The 19,183-nt window shown below is 42.6% G+C and carries 16 protein-coding genes; 4 read left to right on the top strand and 12 right to left on the bottom strand.

Annotation, left to right across the window (positions count from 1 at the left end):
• Nucleotides 1-386: 386 nt before the first annotated feature.
• From CDG79_RS32355 to CDG79_RS32320, 8 genes are all read right to left on the bottom strand, one after another.
• A complete protein-coding gene (locus CDG79_RS32355; protein WP_094345777.1) occupies nt 387-1,115 on the bottom strand; it encodes a hypothetical protein in 729 nt (242 codons plus the stop codon).
• A gap of 167 nt (nt 1,116-1,282) precedes the next feature.
• Nucleotides 1,283-1,561 (bottom strand): hypothetical protein, encoded by a 279-nt coding sequence (locus tag CDG79_RS32350; protein WP_094345776.1) that lies wholly within the window; start codon nt 1,559-1,561, stop codon nt 1,283-1,285.
• A 5-nt stretch (nt 1,562-1,566) separates the two neighbouring features.
• Entirely contained in the window at nt 1,567-1,899 is a 333-nt protein-coding gene (locus tag CDG79_RS32345) for an addiction module antidote protein (protein WP_094345775.1), read from the bottom strand.
• The gene (locus tag CDG79_RS44285) at nt 1,874-2,101 is read right to left on the bottom strand and encodes a type II toxin-antitoxin system RelE/ParE family toxin (RefSeq protein WP_223278464.1); all 228 of its coding nucleotides are present in this window, start codon (nt 2,099-2,101) and stop codon (nt 1,874-1,876) included. The genes CDG79_RS32345 and CDG79_RS44285 overlap by 26 nt, the downstream gene beginning before the upstream one ends.
• Before the next feature lie 227 nt (nt 2,102-2,328).
• Nucleotides 2,329-3,369: a hypothetical protein gene (locus CDG79_RS32335; protein ID WP_094345774.1), complete on the bottom strand. Its 1,041-nt coding sequence runs from the start codon at nt 3,367-3,369 to the stop codon at nt 2,329-2,331.
• 19 nt (nt 3,370-3,388) lie between these two features.
• Entirely contained in the window at nt 3,389-5,098 is a 1,710-nt protein-coding gene (locus CDG79_RS32330; RefSeq protein ID WP_094345773.1) for a DEAD/DEAH box helicase, read from the bottom strand.
• Nucleotides 5,099-5,132: 34 nt separating this feature from the next.
• Nucleotides 5,133-5,651 (bottom strand): helix-turn-helix transcriptional regulator, encoded by a 519-nt coding sequence (locus CDG79_RS32325; protein WP_317616633.1) that lies wholly within the window; start codon nt 5,649-5,651, stop codon nt 5,133-5,135.
• Nucleotides 5,648-6,100, bottom strand: a complete 453-nt coding sequence (locus CDG79_RS32320) for a DUF6932 family protein (RefSeq protein WP_094345772.1) — start codon at nt 6,098-6,100, stop codon at nt 5,648-5,650. The genes CDG79_RS32325 and CDG79_RS32320 overlap by 4 nt, the downstream gene beginning before the upstream one ends.
• Nucleotides 6,101-6,473: 373 nt before the next feature.
• Between CDG79_RS32320 and CDG79_RS32315 the strand changes: the two genes are divergently transcribed.
• From CDG79_RS32315 to CDG79_RS32305, 3 genes are all read left to right on the top strand, one after another.
• Nucleotides 6,474-7,244, top strand: a complete 771-nt coding sequence (locus CDG79_RS32315; RefSeq protein WP_094345771.1) for a ParA family protein — start codon at nt 6,474-6,476, stop codon at nt 7,242-7,244.
• The gene (locus tag CDG79_RS32310) at nt 7,241-8,398 is read left to right on the top strand and encodes a ParB/RepB/Spo0J family partition protein (protein WP_223278463.1); all 1,158 of its coding nucleotides are present in this window, start codon (nt 7,241-7,243) and stop codon (nt 8,396-8,398) included. Before CDG79_RS32315 ends, CDG79_RS32310 begins: the two co-directional genes overlap by 4 nt.
• 83 nt (nt 8,399-8,481) lie before the next feature.
• The gene (locus CDG79_RS32305; RefSeq protein WP_094345770.1) at nt 8,482-11,349 is read left to right on the top strand and encodes a DEAD/DEAH box helicase; all 2,868 of its coding nucleotides are present in this window, start codon (nt 8,482-8,484) and stop codon (nt 11,347-11,349) included.
• A 295-nt stretch (nt 11,350-11,644) separates the two neighbouring features.
• On the opposite strand, the gene CDG79_RS32300 is transcribed toward CDG79_RS32305, so the two are convergent.
• Nucleotides 11,645-13,948: a hypothetical protein gene (locus CDG79_RS32300; RefSeq protein WP_094345769.1), complete on the bottom strand. Its 2,304-nt coding sequence runs from the start codon at nt 13,946-13,948 to the stop codon at nt 11,645-11,647.
• Between the two features lie 211 nt (nt 13,949-14,159).
• Between CDG79_RS32300 and CDG79_RS32295 the strand changes: the two genes are divergently transcribed.
• Nucleotides 14,160-14,789, top strand: a complete 630-nt coding sequence (locus tag CDG79_RS32295; RefSeq protein ID WP_094345768.1) for a hypothetical protein — start codon at nt 14,160-14,162, stop codon at nt 14,787-14,789.
• Between the two features lie 182 nt (nt 14,790-14,971).
• On the opposite strand, the gene CDG79_RS44280 is transcribed toward CDG79_RS32295, so the two are convergent.
• The 3 genes from CDG79_RS44280 to CDG79_RS45670 form a co-directional block, all read right to left on the bottom strand.
• Nucleotides 14,972-18,232, bottom strand: a complete 3,261-nt coding sequence (locus tag CDG79_RS44280) for a relaxase/mobilization nuclease domain-containing protein (protein ID WP_223278462.1) — start codon at nt 18,230-18,232, stop codon at nt 14,972-14,974.
• Nucleotides 18,213-18,725, bottom strand: a complete 513-nt coding sequence (locus CDG79_RS32285) for a plasmid mobilization protein (protein WP_223278461.1) — start codon at nt 18,723-18,725, stop codon at nt 18,213-18,215. Before CDG79_RS32285 ends, CDG79_RS44280 begins: the two co-directional genes overlap by 20 nt.
• 325 nt (nt 18,726-19,050) lie before the next feature.
• Nucleotides 19,051-19,183 (bottom strand): HAMP domain-containing histidine kinase (locus CDG79_RS45670; protein WP_143855642.1); only part of this gene is annotated, 133 nt, incomplete at its 5' end.

Raw genomic sequence — 19,183 nt, 5'->3', positions numbered from 1 at the left:
AAGGGGAAAAGTGGGTAGTTTACCTAGAACTTTGTCATTTGAATCATAATTTGGTTATTGGCAACTTTTGGTGATGATGAAAGGTTACGCGCTTTAAGGCAGAAGGCAGGAGGCAGAGGGCAGAAGGGTTTAAAACGTTTTCTTATCCGGGCGTGGGATTTGTGACTTCAAGGGGCGATCGCTTACGGCTTTCAAGTGATGCAGATGTTCTATAATCCTTGCTATGCTTCAATTGTGGGAATTTTTCCTTCCTCTTCCTTCTGCCCTCTGCCGTCTGCCTTCTGCCTTACCCCAACCAAGATCACCAAAAGTTGCCAAGAACCCATATCTTGAGCTAAAAGTTTATTTTATGATTCAAATCACAAACTTGTTCTCATCTCACACATTTATTTATTGAGTATTTCGCTAGTTATTGTTTGCAAAATCTCGTTGACATCTTGTGAAGTATTAGAACTAATTCCTATTGATTCTAGATTTTCAATAGCTGTTTGATACGCTTCTTGAGATGAGTAATGTTCCTCAAAAAAATGTTCATCATTATACCCATAAAGGATATGATCTGAACCAATTTTCTTGAAAAATTGCTCAGATGGTATCAAGAGTTTTATACTATGAAAATAGCCTTCAAGATAACCATAAAAATAGCTGATAAAGTAGTTGATTTCTTGACGAGAGAATTCTAATTCAAAAGGTTCACGCAGTATTTGATTATCATAACCTTCTACATCGCTCTCTAAAATTCTGTAGAAGCTGAAGTATAGTGTACCGCAATTATCATAGATATCTATCAAATAGAAAAATTTCCCTTGTACTTTATCTAAAATCAATAATACTGGAAAAGAAAAAGAACCTTTCCAATCATCAATCCAATCACCGCTTTCGCCAAATAAGTATGTTAAACTAACGAAAATTTCAGCTAAATTTAGTTTATTTTTATTCTCACGTTCTGAAAGATAAAAGTGCATATAAAACATATAATCATCTCTAATAGGAAGGCTCTTTTGCCTAAGCTTCCTAAATTCAGCATCATCTAAACGGAAAAGTTCGTATTTAATATCTTTTGGTTTGAGTTCAACTTTCTTACGCTCTTTAATTTGCTTAATTACTTGTCTCATATATTTGAATTGAATTCATCAAAACGCTCAGTATAAATGTACTATATTAGGAAGTTGGCAGCTAGGGAACCATGAGATATTACACCCAAAAACTGCTAATTCACCGTCGTACTTGATTTTGAGTAGGTTCACGCTTTGTAACGATTCGCAGACAAATCTGTAATTATCTATAATTCACTTTGGTTTTGAGTTAGCGATGAATTTCTGATCATCCGATTCACCAAACTCAGATAATCATCTAATTCTTCATATTCATCTAATTCTTTTTCTTCCTCTAAAGTAAGTGCAGATTCTTTTTGCTTAATTAATAATGCTTGAATTCGCCCCTGTACGAAGCTGGAAGCTCGAAATATCGGCACTCCTTCTACTGGCTTGATGCGGACAGCACCATCTAATGGTAAACTGTTGGGCAAGTGTGACAATTTCATCGGTAAATTGTTTGTCATCGCATCTAGGGGTCATCGTGTCCCAACGATGCCTGAATTGGTTGCACACTCAGGCGATAGCCGAGATTGTGCAGGATAAGGCTGATGGTTCGCAGTTCAGGGTTGCCTTCTGGCGACAAGACCCGGTAAAGATTCTGGCGGTTCAAACCCGTTTTTTCCGCAAGGCGCGTCATCCCCTCCCGTGCTTCCACCACGTTCCGCAACGCTTCCAGAAAAAACGCAATATCGCCATCCTGCTCGTACTCTTCAATGGCAACGTCCAGGTACGCTGAAGCCATTTCCGGGTTCAGCATCTGCTCGAACACAACCTCGTCATGGTTTCTCAGTTTCTTGCTCATCCTGTTCCTCCTGATAAGCCTGCCAATATCCTTTAGCCTTTTCTATGTCCCTGTCCTGGCTGTCCTTGTCGCCACCACATAGAAGAATTACTAGATCGTTCGCGGATTCTCCAAAGTAAACGCGGTAGCCACTGCCAAAGAAAAACCTCATTTCTTGCACGCCTGAGCCAACTGACTTGCAATCCCCGTAATTGCCCTGCAAGAGTTATGCTCTATCCGTCGGATTATCCTGGAACGGATCACATAGTCCTTCAAGCTTAAGAGCCAATCGGTGTACGGCTCCTTGCCGTCTTCTGTAGCATAGACAAGCAGTGTTTTTTGACGAACGATATCAGCCATAGATGATAAACTGTAGCTTAAAAGCGACAAAGTTTCAACCCCTAGTTGATTCTTGCAGAGGTCAACACCTTGTAGCGTCAATCTCACCAATTACTTGCTCCAAACTGTTGGTGAGATAATTTTGGCTGATTGATCATCTAAATAGAAATTGTAAACAGGTTCTCCTGATAATTCACAGCGAAGCGGCTCAAGAATTTTAGTGAACGGATTCCAAACTGCTGTTACAGTCCGTTTTACTTTCTTTCGTTGCAACTCACACTGAATATGTACCGTAGGGAGATGGATAATCATTGCACTGTGCAACGAAGCTTCTACACTCATTGCATAACGCTCTTGGATGTCCAACAATTTTCTCTCTAACTCTCTATTAGTGGCTTCAATTCGTGCTAGCTCCTTGTCTTTGTCATCACCAATCAAATGTTTGGACTCAATCTTGTTGCGAATTTCCGAGCTAATCGTGTTGTAATAATCCTTGAGTCTTTCTTCATCTCTAGCTCTAGCTCTTGTTAATTTAGCCTGCCAATTATCTAGAGATTTTCCAATCAATATTGCACTTTGATGTTCAATTAAGCTCAACAACTCTTCAATTGGCATCGCCAATGGTATATCTTGATGCTCCACAGTCATTAGATCAGACTCCCAAAACAAAGCATCCCCAATTTCTACAGGTGTTACTCCTGTTATTTCATTGATAATGAACGAAACTAAACCAATCCTTGTTTCGGAAGCCTGAGCTGTGTAAGCCACATTACACAAGATGTAACGAGTAATTTTTGGTTTAGCATCTAAAAAACGAATTAAGCCATTTTGAGGTGCGAGTCTCTCCAATAAAATTTTCTCAAAGCCTGTGTTTTTCAGATGTCCATCGATTTTAACACCCAACGCACTAATAAGTCCTTTAACAGCTAATAGTTCAGATAGCTTATTTAAGACTTCTGAATGATAAGTAACAAAAACACTTTGGGGTACATCAGCAATAGTAGTAAAAGTAACTTCTTCTGGGAGCGAAAGCAGCGATGCTATATTTTCTGTTAACAACACATTCAAAATGTGTTCACCAGCAGGTTCTGCTATCCCATCATGCAGAGAAACAATTTTTTCTAAAGTAGCAATAATTGGATCTGAAATCATAGTTAGTCAAATCAATTTCTCAAGCTTCAAAATCTTCGCCAAAAATCTGTTCATCCAGTTCCTGAATTTGCTGATACTGGTTTTTGGCTTTCAACAAATTATCTGCCAATTGCTCGAAGGCTGTATCTAATTCGGGCTTGATCTGATGCTTGAGCCAGATATCCATGACAATTTCACTAAAGTCAAATTCATCATCCACGTTCCCCAAAATTGTTTCAATCTCTCCGACCACTAGTTCAAACATATTAATTTTGTCATGCAAGATCCGCAGAATATACTCTTCGATACTGCCCTTGAGACAAAAGTTAAAAATAAAAACATCCTGGGTTTGTCCAATGCGGTGAATACGACCAATGCGCTGTTCTATTTTCATTGGGTTCCAGGGCAGGTCATAATTAACGATCGCGTTCGCAAACTGGATGTTACGTCCCTCTCCGCCCGTTTCAGATGCCAGCAGTACAGAAACATTATCCCGAAATGCGGCTATAGCCTCATCTTTTTGTTTAAGGGACATCCCACCAGTAAATTCTGCAAAGGGGATATTTGCAGCTTGCAGAGTTTGAGCCAAATAAGTGCTAGTTGCTTTATGAGTCGTGAAGACCAAGGTTTTCTGGGAAGATTTTGAGAGCATTTCTACCAATACTTTTGCTTTCTCGACCTGCTTCACTTGGGCTGCTCGTCTTGCTAAAGACTTCAGTTCAAAGTCAGGTAGGCGTTTGGTCAGTTGCTTGAGGGAGTCAGCCAAAGCACCAGGGGATGAACCAGCACGCATTAGCAAATTGGTGCGAGAGAGTCTGTCTAGCTTCTCCTCTGAAGAACGTAGATACTCGCTCAAATCCTGGTAAAGTTTCTCCTCGCCTGCTGCTGGGGTAACGGTAATTGTGGTGGCGAAGCGTTTGGGCAGTTTTACATCTACTAAGGCGCGGGTATTTCGCACCATAACTTCCCGCATCAGGGAGCGTAACTTTTCTGGATTTTTAGGGACTCGTCCATTCCTGGAATCGACATATTCTTTTTTAAAAGCGGCTTCTGTTTGTAGCAGTCCCGGTTTGAGGAGGGTCAGCAGATTAAACAGTTCAATAAGAGAGTTTTGCACTGGCGTAGCAGTGAGCATGAGGATAAAGCGCTTATTGAGGGCGTTGACCAGTTTCCAGTTGAGGGTAGTGCGATTTTTCAGGTGGTGGGCTTCATCGACAACTACCAAGTCCCAAGTGCGACTGGTGACGTGGGGATAATGTTTAGCAGATTTAGCCGTGTTTAATGAAGCGATAATTCGCGGATTATTTGTCCAGAATTCGTCTATCGGTTGTTGCGGGTCACGGTTATCTGTGGTGATAGTAGCAATATTAAATTTGTCACTTAACTCTGACTGCCACTGGGAAACTAGGGATGCGGGAGTTAACACCAGCATGGACTGCACCATACCCCTTGCTAAGTACTCGGCTATGATTAGTCCCGCCTCAATGGTTTTGCCCAATCCGACTTCATCGGCTAGTAATGCGCGTCCACCCAGTTGTCTAAGTACTTTTCGGGCTGTTTCAATCTGATACCAGTATTTGTCAATAGCAGTTAGTGTGGGCAGGCAAATTAGCTGATCGTAGTCTGCCATTACCGAGAGGTTAAACAGGTCTAAACGCGCTTGGTAGAAGTTAATCGGGTCATACAAACCAGCTTTCAGGGCTGATAAGGCAGTGTCAGAATTGAATTTGAATGTATAGTTTGTTTCCATAATGCACCGCACCCCTAACATTTAACAGCCATACTTATGAGGCTCTAGTTTTAATATTCAGTTTTTCTTTGCGCCATTTGTCCACACTTTTTTTAACTGCTTCTATTTCTGCAAAATCTACTTGCACAGTTGCAATTTCAAATTCCACACCCAAAGCGGTGCTGACTTCGAGAATTTCTACAAAACTGGCACATTGATAATCTGTATCCTCATATTCTTTCACTCTTTGTTCATCAATTCCTAATATATCAGCAAGTTCTTGCTGACTAATTTTGGCTGCTAAACGAGCTTTAATTAAAGCATTTGGCAACTTATTTAAAGAATCAACTTTAATTTTTAAAGGCTTGCTGGTGTCGCAATTAATTAGTCTTTCGTATTCCGAAATTTCTGACTTCAACTCGTCAACTTGACTCTGATATGAGTCTCTGTGAAGTTTCCACCGTTGGGGTTCTGTCTTCAATTGTTCATTGCTATCTAATGACGCTATAGACTGTTCAAAGCGTTGCAACCAATCTAAGGAATGTTGATATTGTTGCTCGTTTTTGATCATCATGGTTTCCACCTTTGTAAATCTATAGCAATAATTCCTTTGCGCGTATTCGTCCTGGTATCAAATTGAAATAAATCTATGTAGGCTGTACCGGAATCATTAGCTGGATAATTTGAGGGAAAGATTTCACCCTTATACTTAATTTTTTGTTCGGCACGCCGCAGCGCAAAATTAAATAAAGTAGGAGCAATAGATTCTAGGTACTTTATATCAACTCCATTGTCCTCCCAACAGGCATCGAAGTCTCCTGGTTTTTGTTTACTGGTGACGAAACTACCATCAATATAAATAATCCTACAGCCTGCTGCTTTTAGTTGCGTCATTGCCAGTTCTAAACCGTCTATCATGCGCTGTCTAGTCAAATTTGTACCAAATATTTCTTGAAATTCTGACCATTCTGCCCAATGCACCCCTGATGGTAAAATACCACTTTCGTCAAATTCTGGAATCATTTCTCACACCCTAACACAGCTTAATTATCCAGTTAGGAGTGTCCCATAATTATTTAAAAATCCCAGTTTAAATCAAAAACCCACACAAGGACTAAAGTGATCGAGGAGTAGTGAGGCAGAAGGCTTACGCCCATCACCAGAGTCTAACCGCTCCACTACAGCACCTTAAAGGGCTTGATCTTGCTGCACCCACTGGCTACTTTGTTTGAAGTGGTCTTCTGTGACACCGTATCATCTGTATACGATAAAGTTATATAAATTCTGCTGCAATTTCTATCTAAAATAAAACTTTATTCATCTGATACACGTAAACTGGAAACTAAAACCGAGCCGGTTGACCAAACATCATCGTATCTTTTAGGAACGAAAACCAGTGTCAACTTCTGACCCTCTTTGCCGCATTATCGCCCTGTTTAACCAGGCGGGTGGTGTCGCCAAATCGACACTGACCCAAAATTTGGGATACCACTTAGCAAAACGAGAACACCGCGTCCTTCTCATCGACATAGACCCCCAAGCGTCCTTGACCAAATTCATGGGGTTAGTGCCATCTCAGTTACAAAAAACCGTTGCTGATGCCATTATCGATGAGCAGCCCTTACCGATTCATGAGGGCATTCACGGCATGGACTTGGTTCCAGCAAGCCGAGTCCTAAGTGGAGCAGAAATGCAGTTAGTCAGTGCTGCGATGCGCGAGTTGCGCCTTAAGGAAGCCGTTGAATCTGTTCTAAATGAATACGACTTCATTCTTATAGATTGTCCCCCCAGCTTAGGATTGCTTTCCTATATCGCCTTAGTCGCGGCCACACACGTACTCGTTCCCGTGGAAACCCATCTCAAAGCCTTTGAGGGAACAGACGAACTCTTACAAACTATCACCCACGTAAAAAATAAAGCCAACCGCAAAATCCAAATAGCCGGGTTTATTCCCACGCGGTATGCTCAACAGAACTCAGCCGATAAACGAGCATTGGCTGCCATCCAAGAACAACTTTCCGCTTGGGGTCGGATTTTCCCACCCATCCCCAGAGCTACCGCTTTTGTCGATGCGTCAGAAGAACGTGCGCCTCTAGCAGTATTTGACCCGAAACATCCTGTAGTCGCTATTCTTGAAGAAATCGCCAAGGCTTTGGAGGCTTTATGATCCGACGCAAACAAACAGACAAACCCTTTGGGGGTCAAATTACAACTCCACCCCCTGCACCTTGGTTATCCTCACCAGATACCGAGTTGCCAGCCGCTACTGAAACTACTATCAAACTCTCAGATATAGTTCTGCCTCAACACCAGCCCAGACGATACTTTGACCCACAAGCATTAAAAGAATTAGTTGAGTCAGTTAAACAGCATGGCATTCTCCAACCTCTGTTAGTGCGTCCAATAGGTGGAGGTAAATATGAATTAGTAGCAGGAGAACGACGCTATAGGGCAGGGCAAGAAGCAAAACTTGAAGTCGCGCCTGTGGTTGTGCGTGAGCTATCAGATGACCAAGCATTTCAGTTGGCTTTGATTGAAAACCTGCAACGAGAAGACCTTAACCCTGTTGAAGAAACTGAAGGAATATTGCATCTGTTAGCAATCCGGCTGCATTGCGATGTAGAAGCCGTGAAATCCTTGCTGTATCGAATGAAAAACGCTCACAGTAAGGGGGAAGAGCCGTCAAAATCCTCATTAAATGAATCTAGGAAAAACGTTTTTCCTAACCCCGATAATCCACAAACTCTTGACAACGTTTCTGACCATTTAGCCGAGAAAAATGAATCTAGGAAAAACGTTTCTCCTAACCCCGATAATCCACAAACTCTTGACAACGTTTCTGACCATTTAGCCGATGAAACTGAATCTAGGAAAAACGTTTCTCCTAACCTAGATGAAGAACAATCAAACACGGTACAACAGGTGTTTGAGAGCCTGGGACTCATGAATTGGCTATCGTTCATCACCACACGCTTACCTTTGCTCAATCTGCCCGAAGAAATTTTAATAGCACTGCGAGAAGGGAAACTGGAATACACCAAAGCACAAGTCTTGGCGCGGGTAAGAAATAATGAAATCCGAAAAAAACTTTTGTCCGAAGCGATAGCTAACTATTGGTCTTTAAGCCAAATCAAAGAAAAAATCACAGATTGGACTGATGATGAACAAACATCCTCTTCTAAAGCAACTAACCAAATACCAGACCGCCTTCAAAATATCACCCAGCGCATTAAAAAGCGTCAGCTTTGGAAAGAACCTAAAAAGCAAAAGCAGCTAGTAAACCTTTTGAACAAGCTCGAAGCCTTACTAGGGGATGAGTGACTTGGGGTAAATTGTCAGGTAATCTCTACTTTTAGAGTCTTTTTACCTGTGATTCATGATTGGGTGCGAGGGGAGAAACAGAGATGGCGGAAGATTCACAGATTCGAGAATTACTCAAAGCTTGGTTAGATTACATCCACGTCGAAAATTTGAGTAATGCCAAAGTAGAAGCTGACGATTCAGAACAACCGAACATCTGGGACTCTCTCGTAAATCTGGTAGGCGATAAATTATTAATAGACGAGTCTTTATTTAAAAAACTAAAGCAACCGTTTAAAAGTGCAAAGAACTTTGAGCAAATAAAATTACCATCCATTGCTGTAGCTTTCCCCCAGCTTTATATAGTTGAATCGAATCGCCGTCAATTTCGCCCGTTGTTCACCATCAACGTTTCGACAATATTCGAGGGTAATTATCGTAGTAGCGGATGGAATTTAACTGAGTACGAGTTTCAGCCTGTTATTCCTAATTTGATGCAGTGGTACGGGCTAGAGGAAGAAGCGGCTGAGTCCTTAGTCACAAGGGAAGGGTTGAAAGTTTTTCTCGAAACTACTTTCAATCGTCCCTTTAAAACGCTACAAGATTTTATGGGACTGATTGAAATACCGCCGTTTCCTGTGCGGTCAAAACTTCTCCCTTATCTGTTGGACTTTGACTACGCTGCTTTTAATTACAACCTCAAAAAAGATTTTCAGAAAATTAGCGACCAGAATTACTTTCAGTGGTCAAGACCAGGACATCCGGCTTACGAATATCTGTTTGGACAACCAAAAGCACCTCAGAGTCAAGTGCTTTTTTTGGGTGCTTTTCCCAACTCACAGCCCGATGACTATCAAGCACTTGCTCTCAAACATTCTAAGGATCAACCTGTTACTGCTGTGATTGGGCCACCGGGGAATGGCAAGACCACACTGTTGTTACATAAGATAGCGCAGCAAGTGGTACGTCGAGCAGTGGAATTAGCAACAACGGGTTCAGATAGAAGTAACCTAACTTTGGTAACAAGCACTAACAAATTTGCTGTAAATAACGTTGAGAAAATTTTCAAGAGCAACTTGATCTCTGACCGTTTCTACTTATCAGGAGGCTCTAGGGATTTAGTTGAGAGTCAAGTTTTACCTAATTTGCAAACTGCACTCGACTGGTTAGCCAAAGAAACGTTTAAATTAGATGAATGGGAGTCAGCAAAACAACAGTTGTTAGCAGGTGTTCAGCAAATAGAATCTTATAGAAAACAAGACGAAGACGAGCTTCAAAAGATTTGTGTTGATAAGCAATTATTAGATGAGCTATGCCTTGATATACAATCGGTTGAGTCGGCGCTCAAGACTTCTGCATTTGAGTCTTCATCACCATTAGAATCCGGGAGCGACTACTCTAGGTTTCCAGTAGAAGCCTATCAGCAGATAAAACAACGTCTTGGCAGTGCAAGGCGTTCTTTGCCTAGAGTTGATTACTGGCAGCCTTCTGTTAAAGATAACAAATGGTTTGTCCAGATTTTGCAGACGATTAAACGATTCTGGCAGTCGATAACCAAAACCAGCGCACATCATGTTCTCAAACGCTTGCACAAACAGATAGAGATGCCTGTGTTGGCGACACTGGCCACCCCATTTCAATTTCAAATCCCACTGACAACTGAATCTCTCATCGCCGCCCAGCAGAGTGTTGACCAGCTACTTGCAGAAGCATTGAACTGGCAGCAACAACAGAATGGTATTGACAGCACACAACAGCAGTTAGAGTCATTACAGGAACAACGAGAAAACCTCATTACTAGCCGAAGAAGTGTCGAAAACCGACTCGCTACCTATCCCACCAAAGATTTCTACAGTCGCTTCTACACCGAATTGCACTCGCTGCAAGTAGAGTTATTCGAGTGGTCTTGGCAATTTCAACAGCAAGAGGCTCTGCGACGGAAAGACGAGGTGATAGCTTCCTTTAGGACTTACATTGCATTATTGAATGGCGAATGGGATGCTTTTCGTCAGTTAAGTCATAATTGGAGAAACATTTATCGGGATATCAGCCTGTTATTTCCGGTGTTCCTTTGCACTTTGCACTCCATCCGCAATTTGTTACCCTATCCCGATAGTGGCTGTATTGACCAAGTAATTGTAGATGAAGCGGGTCAGATTCCACCGCATCAAGTTTTCCCCGTTTTAGTTAGGTGTAATCGGGCTTTGATTGTAGGCGATCCATTACAATTGGAGCCGGTTGTTAATTTGAGCGACCAGAAGAAAGAAGAATATCGCAGCAAATCTTTTCTGGAACAGGGACTTACAGATGTAGATTATGACCGCTACAGTCCCACAGCAACAACAGCTTATCACCGAGCGGCTGGAGCATCAGGACAACCTAGAGATATTGGTCAGGGGATTATCCTTAAATATCATTACCGTTGCGTTCCGATGATTGCTGATTTTTGCGATCGCTTGTGTAATTACGGCATGATCATCAAAACTGAACCAAAAGCTTCTCGGTTAGGTACTAACTTGATTGCTTGCGATGTGGAAGGGAAACTGGAGAATAACGTTAATTGGGCAGAAGTTGATGCAGTAGAAGCGTTGATTGAGGAGTTATTAGCGGCGGGTTATTGCTTAAATTCTCCTGACTCTGACAACACAATTGGGGTGATTTCACCTTACCGCCGTCAAGTAGATGCGCTGACTCAACGCTTAAAATCTCGTTGGTCAGATTTTTCCCCCAAGAGCATTGGCACAGTTCACACGTTCCAAGGCGGTCAGAAATCAGTGATAATTTTCTCGACTCGCCAATGTCAAGCAACTGATAGTCTCTGGTTTATTAATCGACGACCTAATTTACTCAATGTGGCTGTGAGCAGAGCGCGAGAACTGTTTATCTTGGTGGGGAATTTGGCACGAATTTCTGAAGGGGGGCATACTAAAGAGTTGGTGAAATATATTAGGGAATTTGGGGAAATGCGATAATTTTAATCATTGCTACATTTCTAGGACTAATACCAATTCTGTATGAAGATGCGCCAAACTATATGAGGAACGTAGATGCAAAGCGGCTTGCCGCAGGCTACCGCAAAGAGAAGGCAGCGCGGTCTTGGGGTTTCCCCCATGAGCGACTGCCGTCGCAAAGGACACAAAGAAAGAAATAAGAATTCAAGAAAATTTGGCGCAGCCTCACATAGAAATGGTATTAGGTATAAATTCTCTCATTCTTGTCAATCATTAACAAGAAATTAGTGTTAGCAATGCCCACTGTGACTTTTTTCTAATTTTTTCCATTAATGATATCCCGTAAGCGATTTAACTGGCTACGATACAATGCATCAACGATATCATCATCGGTTGTAAAGACTCCTTCAATCCAATCTCCTGTCCAGGCATGACCTTCTACCAAGCGATAAAGTTGAGGACGGTCGGTGACTGAAGCCGTGCTGAAGATTTCAATCACCCTTTCTCCTTCATCTTCTCCAGTCCAACCTCCAATCAACGCGCGCACGCGGTCGGCACGTTGATTAAGGGTCAGCTTGGGCAGATCATTGGTACTTTCTTCCATCACAACGTCATCTTCATTGAATCCTGCCTGTCCTTCAGACGGATTAAAATCAATAACACTCCGCAATCCGACTAGAGGATTAGCCAAAAGCGGGTTCAGGAAACCATTAATAAATGCGGCTTTCGGGTGAACCGTTCCTAACCAGCCTCCCTTGACCTTTTGATTGTCTGGAAACTGAGCCGCCATACCATCTAACTTATGTTTGATTTCACCTGATTGAATACTGGCTGTAATGGCTTGTCCATAGGTTTGATCTAAATCTGAGCGAATTTTTACAGTCCAGAGTGCATCTAGGGAATCTGCTTGCCAGTTCTGAGTTCCGTTATTGGCATCCGGATCGATATGTGGAAGAACTTGTTCAGGTGCATACTGAGTACCAGTCACAGCAGGACTGGCAGCTTGCGTTTTTACAGTATTCAAAATCCACTCTGATGAATAGGGGCCTGGATTGCTAGTTCCCAAAGCATGGGCATGGTCTATGTCTTTACAGCCAAGCTGGACTGCCAATTCTGCCATTTGGGCGGTTTGATTATTTTGATCTTTCTTATTGAGGTTACTATCTCCAAAGGTTTTCCAACGATTACCTAAGTCATTCACCACCCACAATCCCTGCTCATTATCAAAATCGTGCGCTACCAAAGCAACCAGATCATCAAACCCAAGTTCTGGCATATCAGCGGTTTTCTCTTGGACTTGGGCTATGATGTCATCGTAAATGGCTGAAACAGTTCCCAGAACTGTGGCGGGATTGGTAGTATTTTCATTGATGTAGCGAGCCACATCAAGGGCAATCTTCCGCTTCATATTGCTAAAGAATAAGGGATATTTCTGCCGCCAATAGCCCCGAATGTCGGCTCTTGGTGTACGTAAATGTCCGGCTGCAAAGTGGTCTGTTAAAAAGTGATGGGCAGCAGCTTCACGCGCCATTGCTTCCCCAATGTTTTGCTTCGATTGTCCGGCAAAAAATGCCCGTAAAATTGCTTCTTCATGCAAAGCTCGATAGGAACCTCCGGCAGACGATCTATTTCCTCCACCTGGGCCTGCAATGCCATGAGGAGCTGCAAAATGTTCACTATTGTTCGCCGCTAACCGCAGATAACGGTTATCAACGGCGGCAATGACAGCTTGAGAAAACTTAAGCTGCCCCCAAACTCCTCCTTCAGGCTGTTCGGGTGTAGGGTTTTCCGCAAATCTCGGATCTTGATGATTGATCGTTTTGATAGCATAGATGATTTCATCTTGTGTCCCCGGAGATTTCCCAGGATTCGGTGATGGAATTGCTGCTAAACGAAATAGCGAGTCAGGAACAGGTTCCTCAACACCTTGCTCATTTGTGCGAGTATCACGAGGATCAAAGTAGTCGCCGCTCAACATGGTGATATCGCCATGAGTGAGGCGAAAGGGCATTTCTCCCGATGGATAAGATGCATTTGCTACCGTAACTTCTTTACCTTGATTAAAGTCATAGCTTTGTCCGCCAGACCCTCGATCGCCTAGTGACTTATGCTCCTCAGAGCCAAATCTTTGAATCACGAGTTTTTGTTGCAGGGAAGTGACATGAGTGCTACTTTGCTGCATTACGTAGGGCAACTTATGCCTTAAAGGAGTGATCGCAGTTCCTAGAGGCTGAGTTTGTTCTTCTGCTACAATCTCCCTTTGCACAGCAAAATCAGGCATCGACATGACTTGTGCCATCATGTCAGCTTCTTGTTCGTACTTATCTCCGGGCTCGTCTTGCGTGAGTTTCGCCTGGGGACGATGCAAAGATATGTGACTAATATCGTGACTCAGGGGCTTTTGTTGGATAACTTCTGGTTTTAATGATTGCTCATCAGCAAACTTGGCTGCTTGCAGGTTTGGTGCTACCTCAGTTCCCGTTTGGGCAGGGGTAGTATTGATTTGTGTACCAAAGCCGCGTACTGGATTCGCCAATGTGGAAATACTTTGTGAGGCAAGTGTGGGATTTATAAAATTTGATATGTTTGATTTTTGGCGTTGAACGGTGTGATCGCTCATCTCACCCTACTTCTATCAAAAGGCAGACTTTTGAAACAAATTATACAGTTTTTCTATTGGCGATCGCTATCCACTTAAGTAGAAGTTATTCTCTGCTCACAATCAAGATGATCGTAGAAAGCTGAGATGAAAAGCTGGGGCGATCGCCCTACAGGGCATAATCTAATCGAAGAAATGAGAGTAAATCAAATCATTAATAAATATCTAATATATGAAGCTTGAGTATTATAAACAGTACTTACATTGCAAAACAGTCGGTCTTCGCTCTCAAGGCAAACAAAATCTTGAGTGGTTTATTGCTTCATTTGCTTCAATTACCGAGAAACAACAGTGGACTCGCCAGTTCCTAGAAACTCAAGAATACGAATACGGAAATAAAATTAGCTACGAGCTTTATGAAGAGGTTGTGTTTCCTGCTCTTCTCAGGGGTTATCAAAACCGTGATCCTTGGTCAGTTTTGTGGCTTGCTCGTACAGCCCAAAATTTCTACAAGGCAAAGCATCTGCACGAGCAGATTAACTTCAAAACTGACTACGAGCTACTCAGAGAATCTTACTTGCTTGATCGAAGTAATGCTGATGTGCATAAAGATTTGCTAAGTGTTCAGATTCGATGGCTTCAATATTGCATTCATGAATATCCAACTGGAATTCTGTATGGGGTCAACGGGGCAACAATAGACGAATGCCACGAAATTATTTCAGAAATTGAGTTGATTAGAGAACTCGATGTTGAAAAGATTCAAGATAAATTTCTCAATGAGGTTCAATCAAAAGTGCTTGAATACCTCATTCGCCTTAAAAAACGCCAAACATCCAAAAACTTACACGAACACGAATGAAGAGCTTGATCTAACAAAGGCGATATAACCAGGATTTCAGAACTCGTGGCTCGGAGTCGGCGCAGCGGAGTGGGTCTTGCGGGCTTGCAGGATCTAGTTGGCTCAACCAGTAATCTTTCTGCCCGTAAGAGCCACCGACTCCGAGAGCGAAGCGGTCACGAGTTCGTCGGCTCAACATGAAACTACCGACTAAAACCCCTAGACCGTTGCTTCTGCTCCAGCATCTCTTGCTGCTGCTGTTGCTGCTGTTCAATAAGAATCTCATTCCAAGTAAGCCCACTAGGGGCAATTCTTTTAGCCTGGGGTAACTTTTTCTGAACAATCTGGGCGGCTTGATCTCCTTGATCATCATTATTAAATGCCACCCCAATTCTGTTAATATTTCTGAGGAGTTCAAAAGGCAAATTATTCGGGTCATCCACTGCCATGTACATTGTTCTAACTGGTGGTTGCCCCTTGTGTCCGTCTCTGTCAATCTCTGCCATTGTCAAGGCATCAATGGGGGAAGAACACAGGTATACCCTCTCAATTTTATCGTCAGGCTCTCCACCCAATTTCAGATGAAACCACCCCTCGGAGCGATCGCTGTCGGGATACTTGAAAGCACGATTGTCAAGACGTGCGGTGTCCCAAACCAGTGCGCCTGACTTTTCACCGTTCAAAGAGCGCTTGATAAAGACAACATTTCGGTGCTGGTCTATGTAACCCAACCCCTGCTGCTGTAATGGGTGTACAAGAAAGTTTGTTATACCGCGTTTTTGAGTCAAGAAATGCTGTAATACTGGGCGTAGGCTTTCATCCTCTGGCGGTGGCGTGAACTGGGGTGAACTCTGTTTTTGCTCTCTATTGGATGCCAGTTGATTGTTAGCGATTAGAACTAATGCTTTAGCTTCATCAATAGTCCATCCGGCGGGACTGGCAAAGATAATTTCTTCAACATCTTGAACTGGCTTATTATCTAATAATGCCCGTATAGCAATTTCTTTGTCTCGGTCAGTCACTAATAAGTTTTGCAAGTCGGCGCTGTAATACTCATATAACTCGGCTGAAAGATTATCTTTTAACTTTGGTTCATCTGTGGTTATAGTTGGAGTTTTATTAAGAGCAACTGCATCCACTGGTTTTTGCGATCTATGGAGTTGCTCCAAATAAACAATCGCTGCTTCCAGGTCGTCGAATATGGTTCTTCCGGCTGATAGCTGCTGCTGATTTTGAGAAATTTGTTGTGTTAATTCTAATACTGTTTCAGTTAAGGCTGACTCGACAGTTGATTGCTCAATATAATCAGAAATTGATGAAATAGCTCTTTTCTCTAGATAGGATTGTAACTCAGTTGCAAGCACTGTATCCAGGTCTTTAAATGTAGCTTTAGCTGTAACAAGCTGCTCTTTGTATTGAGAAAGTTGTTGCCTTAATTCTAATACTGCTTCAGTTAAGGCTGACTCGACAGTTGATTGCTCAATATAATCAGAGATTGATAAGATAGCTCTCTTCTCTGCATGAGATTGTAACTCAGCCGTCAATGCTGTTTCAAAGTCATTGAATGTAGTTTTAGCTTCAAGTAGCTGCTGATGATATTGAGAAACTTGCTGTGTTAATCCTAATACTGTTTCAGTTAAAGCTGACTCGATAGCTGATTGCTCAATATAATCAAAGATTGATAAAATGGCTTTCTGATCTGCATGGGATTGCAACTCAGCTGTCAATGCTGTTTCAAAGTCATTGAATGTAGTTTTAGCTCCAAGGAGTTGCTGCCGATATTGAGATAGTTGCTCTGTTAATCCTAATACTGTTTCAGTTAAAGCTGACTCGATAGCTGATTGCTCAATATAATCAAAGATTGATAAAATGGCTTTCTGATCTGCATGGGATTGCAACTCAGCCGTCAATGCTTCATCAAAGTCATTGAATGTAGTTTTAGCTCCAAGGAGTTGCTGCCGATATTGAGATAGTTGCTCTGTTAATTCTAATACTGTTTCAGTTAATGCTGATTCAATAGTCGATTGCTCAATATAATCAGAAATTGATGAAATGGCTCTCTTCTCTAGATATGATTGTAACTCAGTTGCAAGCACTGCATCAAGGTCATTAAATGTAGCTTTAGCTGTAATAAGTTCCTCTTTGTATTGAGAAAGTTGTTGCGTTAATTCTAATACTGTTTCAGTTAATGCCGATTCAACAGTCGATTGCTCAATATAATCAGAAATTGATGAAATAGCTCTTTTCGCTGTATGGGATTGTAACTCTTGAGTAATCGCCGCGTCTAGTCCGTCGAATGCGGTTCTTCTTGCTTCTAGCTGCTGCCTGACTTGAGAGAGTTGTTCTGTTAATTGTGGTAACGTTTCCATCAAGGTAGACTCAACTACTGACTGTTCAATAAAGTCAGAGATTGCATCCACTGCTCTTTGTGATAAGAGTTGTTGCTCCACATCAGCAATCGCTTCTCCAAGGTCATCGAATGCGGTTCTTCCTTCTTCTAGCTGCTGCTGATATTGAGACACTTGCTCTGTTAATTGTGGTAATGTTTCAATCAAGGCTGACTCAATTACTGACTGTTCAATAAAGTCAGAGATTGCATTTATGGGTTGTTGGCTCTCCGCTGTTCGCCCGACACGATTGTTCAACAGATGTTCAATCCGCGCATCATCGCGTTGTGATTGGTAGTCAACTCCACGATGTTTTTGCAAACCTGGGAAGGTATAAGCTGCACCTAATTGTGTGCCACTGAAAGCTTGCCCATCTTTCTCGTAAGAAATTCCTTTAGATTTCCCATTTCTGGTAAATCCTGTCCTTACACTGATACCATCAACCTGCAAGCGCATTATGAATAAAGGCATCTGAGGATTGTCAACAGATGCGTTATCAATTGTCTGCTGAACTTGCTCCTTGATAGTGCGTTCTGGGAGGGAGTCGCGTTGCCCCAATGAATATTCTTCCTGCTCTCGCCGGATACGCCTGATTTGCCCTGTGCTGGGTGTCCGATTCAGTTTTTCTCTACTGCCCTGCACTTGCACTAACTCATAGTCTTGTTCGATTTGTCGCAGAACTTTTTCAGAGCGCACATAATCCCAGGAATCATGGACTAACAGCCCCGTGTCCATCCTAATCCGGCTGGCTGCAATGTGGATGTGGTCGTCGTCGGTGTTATGGTGGCGGAAGATGACAAACTGATTGGCGTCAAAGCCCATCTCTTTCATGTAGCGATCGCCGATTTCACTCCACTTCTCATCATCTAGGACATCACCCTTAGCTGCTGACAGAGAAACATGATAAACAACTCGGTCTGCATCAGAATTTAGTTGTCGAGATAGCTTAAACTCACGCGCCAATTCACGCGCATTTCTCCCGCTCATGTTGCCGCCGATGAGTTGAGCATCTTCGCGCGATTCTAAATAATCTAGCAGCTTGCGAAAACCTCTGCCTTTAGTCTGCTTCCCAATCATCCTCTTCCTCTTCTTCCCAATCGTCAGATTCAATGTCAGGTGAGGCAATATCTCGTCTGCACTGATGCAGGAGTTCTAAAAGTTCTCGTAAAAGTTCTGGATCAGCAGGTAAAGTTCGCCCAATCTTTAAAGCTGTGTTGGTTGCCTTGACAAGCTGGTTGAGGTTGTTCCCGATTTGTCCTAACTCCCAATATGTTTGCAAGCTAATTTTACTCAGTCGTTTGGGTAATGGACGCATCAACGCATTACGCCTCATTAGTTCACTTGCTGACATCCCCGCATCAAGTGATTTAATACGAATCATATCCAGTTCAATGTCACTTAATCTCACTGGGAATATATGCTTTCGGACTAGAGCTTTTGACTGCTTGCGGTTCGCCATAAGTGGAGAAGATATCGGGACATTGCGAGGGGGGTTTTTAGGGGGGTGAAACCCCACTAAACCAGCTTTGCCGTTCGAGCGCAGCGAGACAAAGCGTAAGCTTTGAGGCATGGCTGGCTTCTAGCCAAAATACGGGGGAGGGGAGGTGTCAGATGCTACGGAGGTACGGGGAGAAAACGAGAGACTGGGGGCGGGAGGACAACAGCGTAGCTGGGGGGACGGTTTCGGGTCATTCCGAGTGGGATGAAGAACGATAACAGCGTAGCTGTTTCGTCATAATTATATCAGTGTTTGCTGAATGACTGCGACGGCGTAGCCGGGGTGGTTTGGCTATAGTCAGCAACAGTCAACATCGGATGAACATAGCAACAGCATAGGTGAAACTTGCTTCTAATCTGGAGTTATACTTTTTTGAAAACGCTACTTTTGCCCCCAATTAGGCAGCTTGCTGCCTTTGCTGGTTTAATGGAATTGCCATCACAAATTCTGTACCTTTACCCAAAGTGGAATTACACTGCAATTTTCCTTGATGTTTTTGAGTAACAATCTGATAACTGATAGATAAACCT

The sequence above is a fragment of the Nostoc sp. 'Peltigera membranacea cyanobiont' 232 genome (assembly GCF_002245985.1).
Lineage (GTDB): Bacteria > Cyanobacteriota > Cyanobacteriia > Cyanobacteriales > Nostocaceae > Nostoc.
This window is presented reverse-complemented; position numbering and strand designations above follow the sequence as displayed.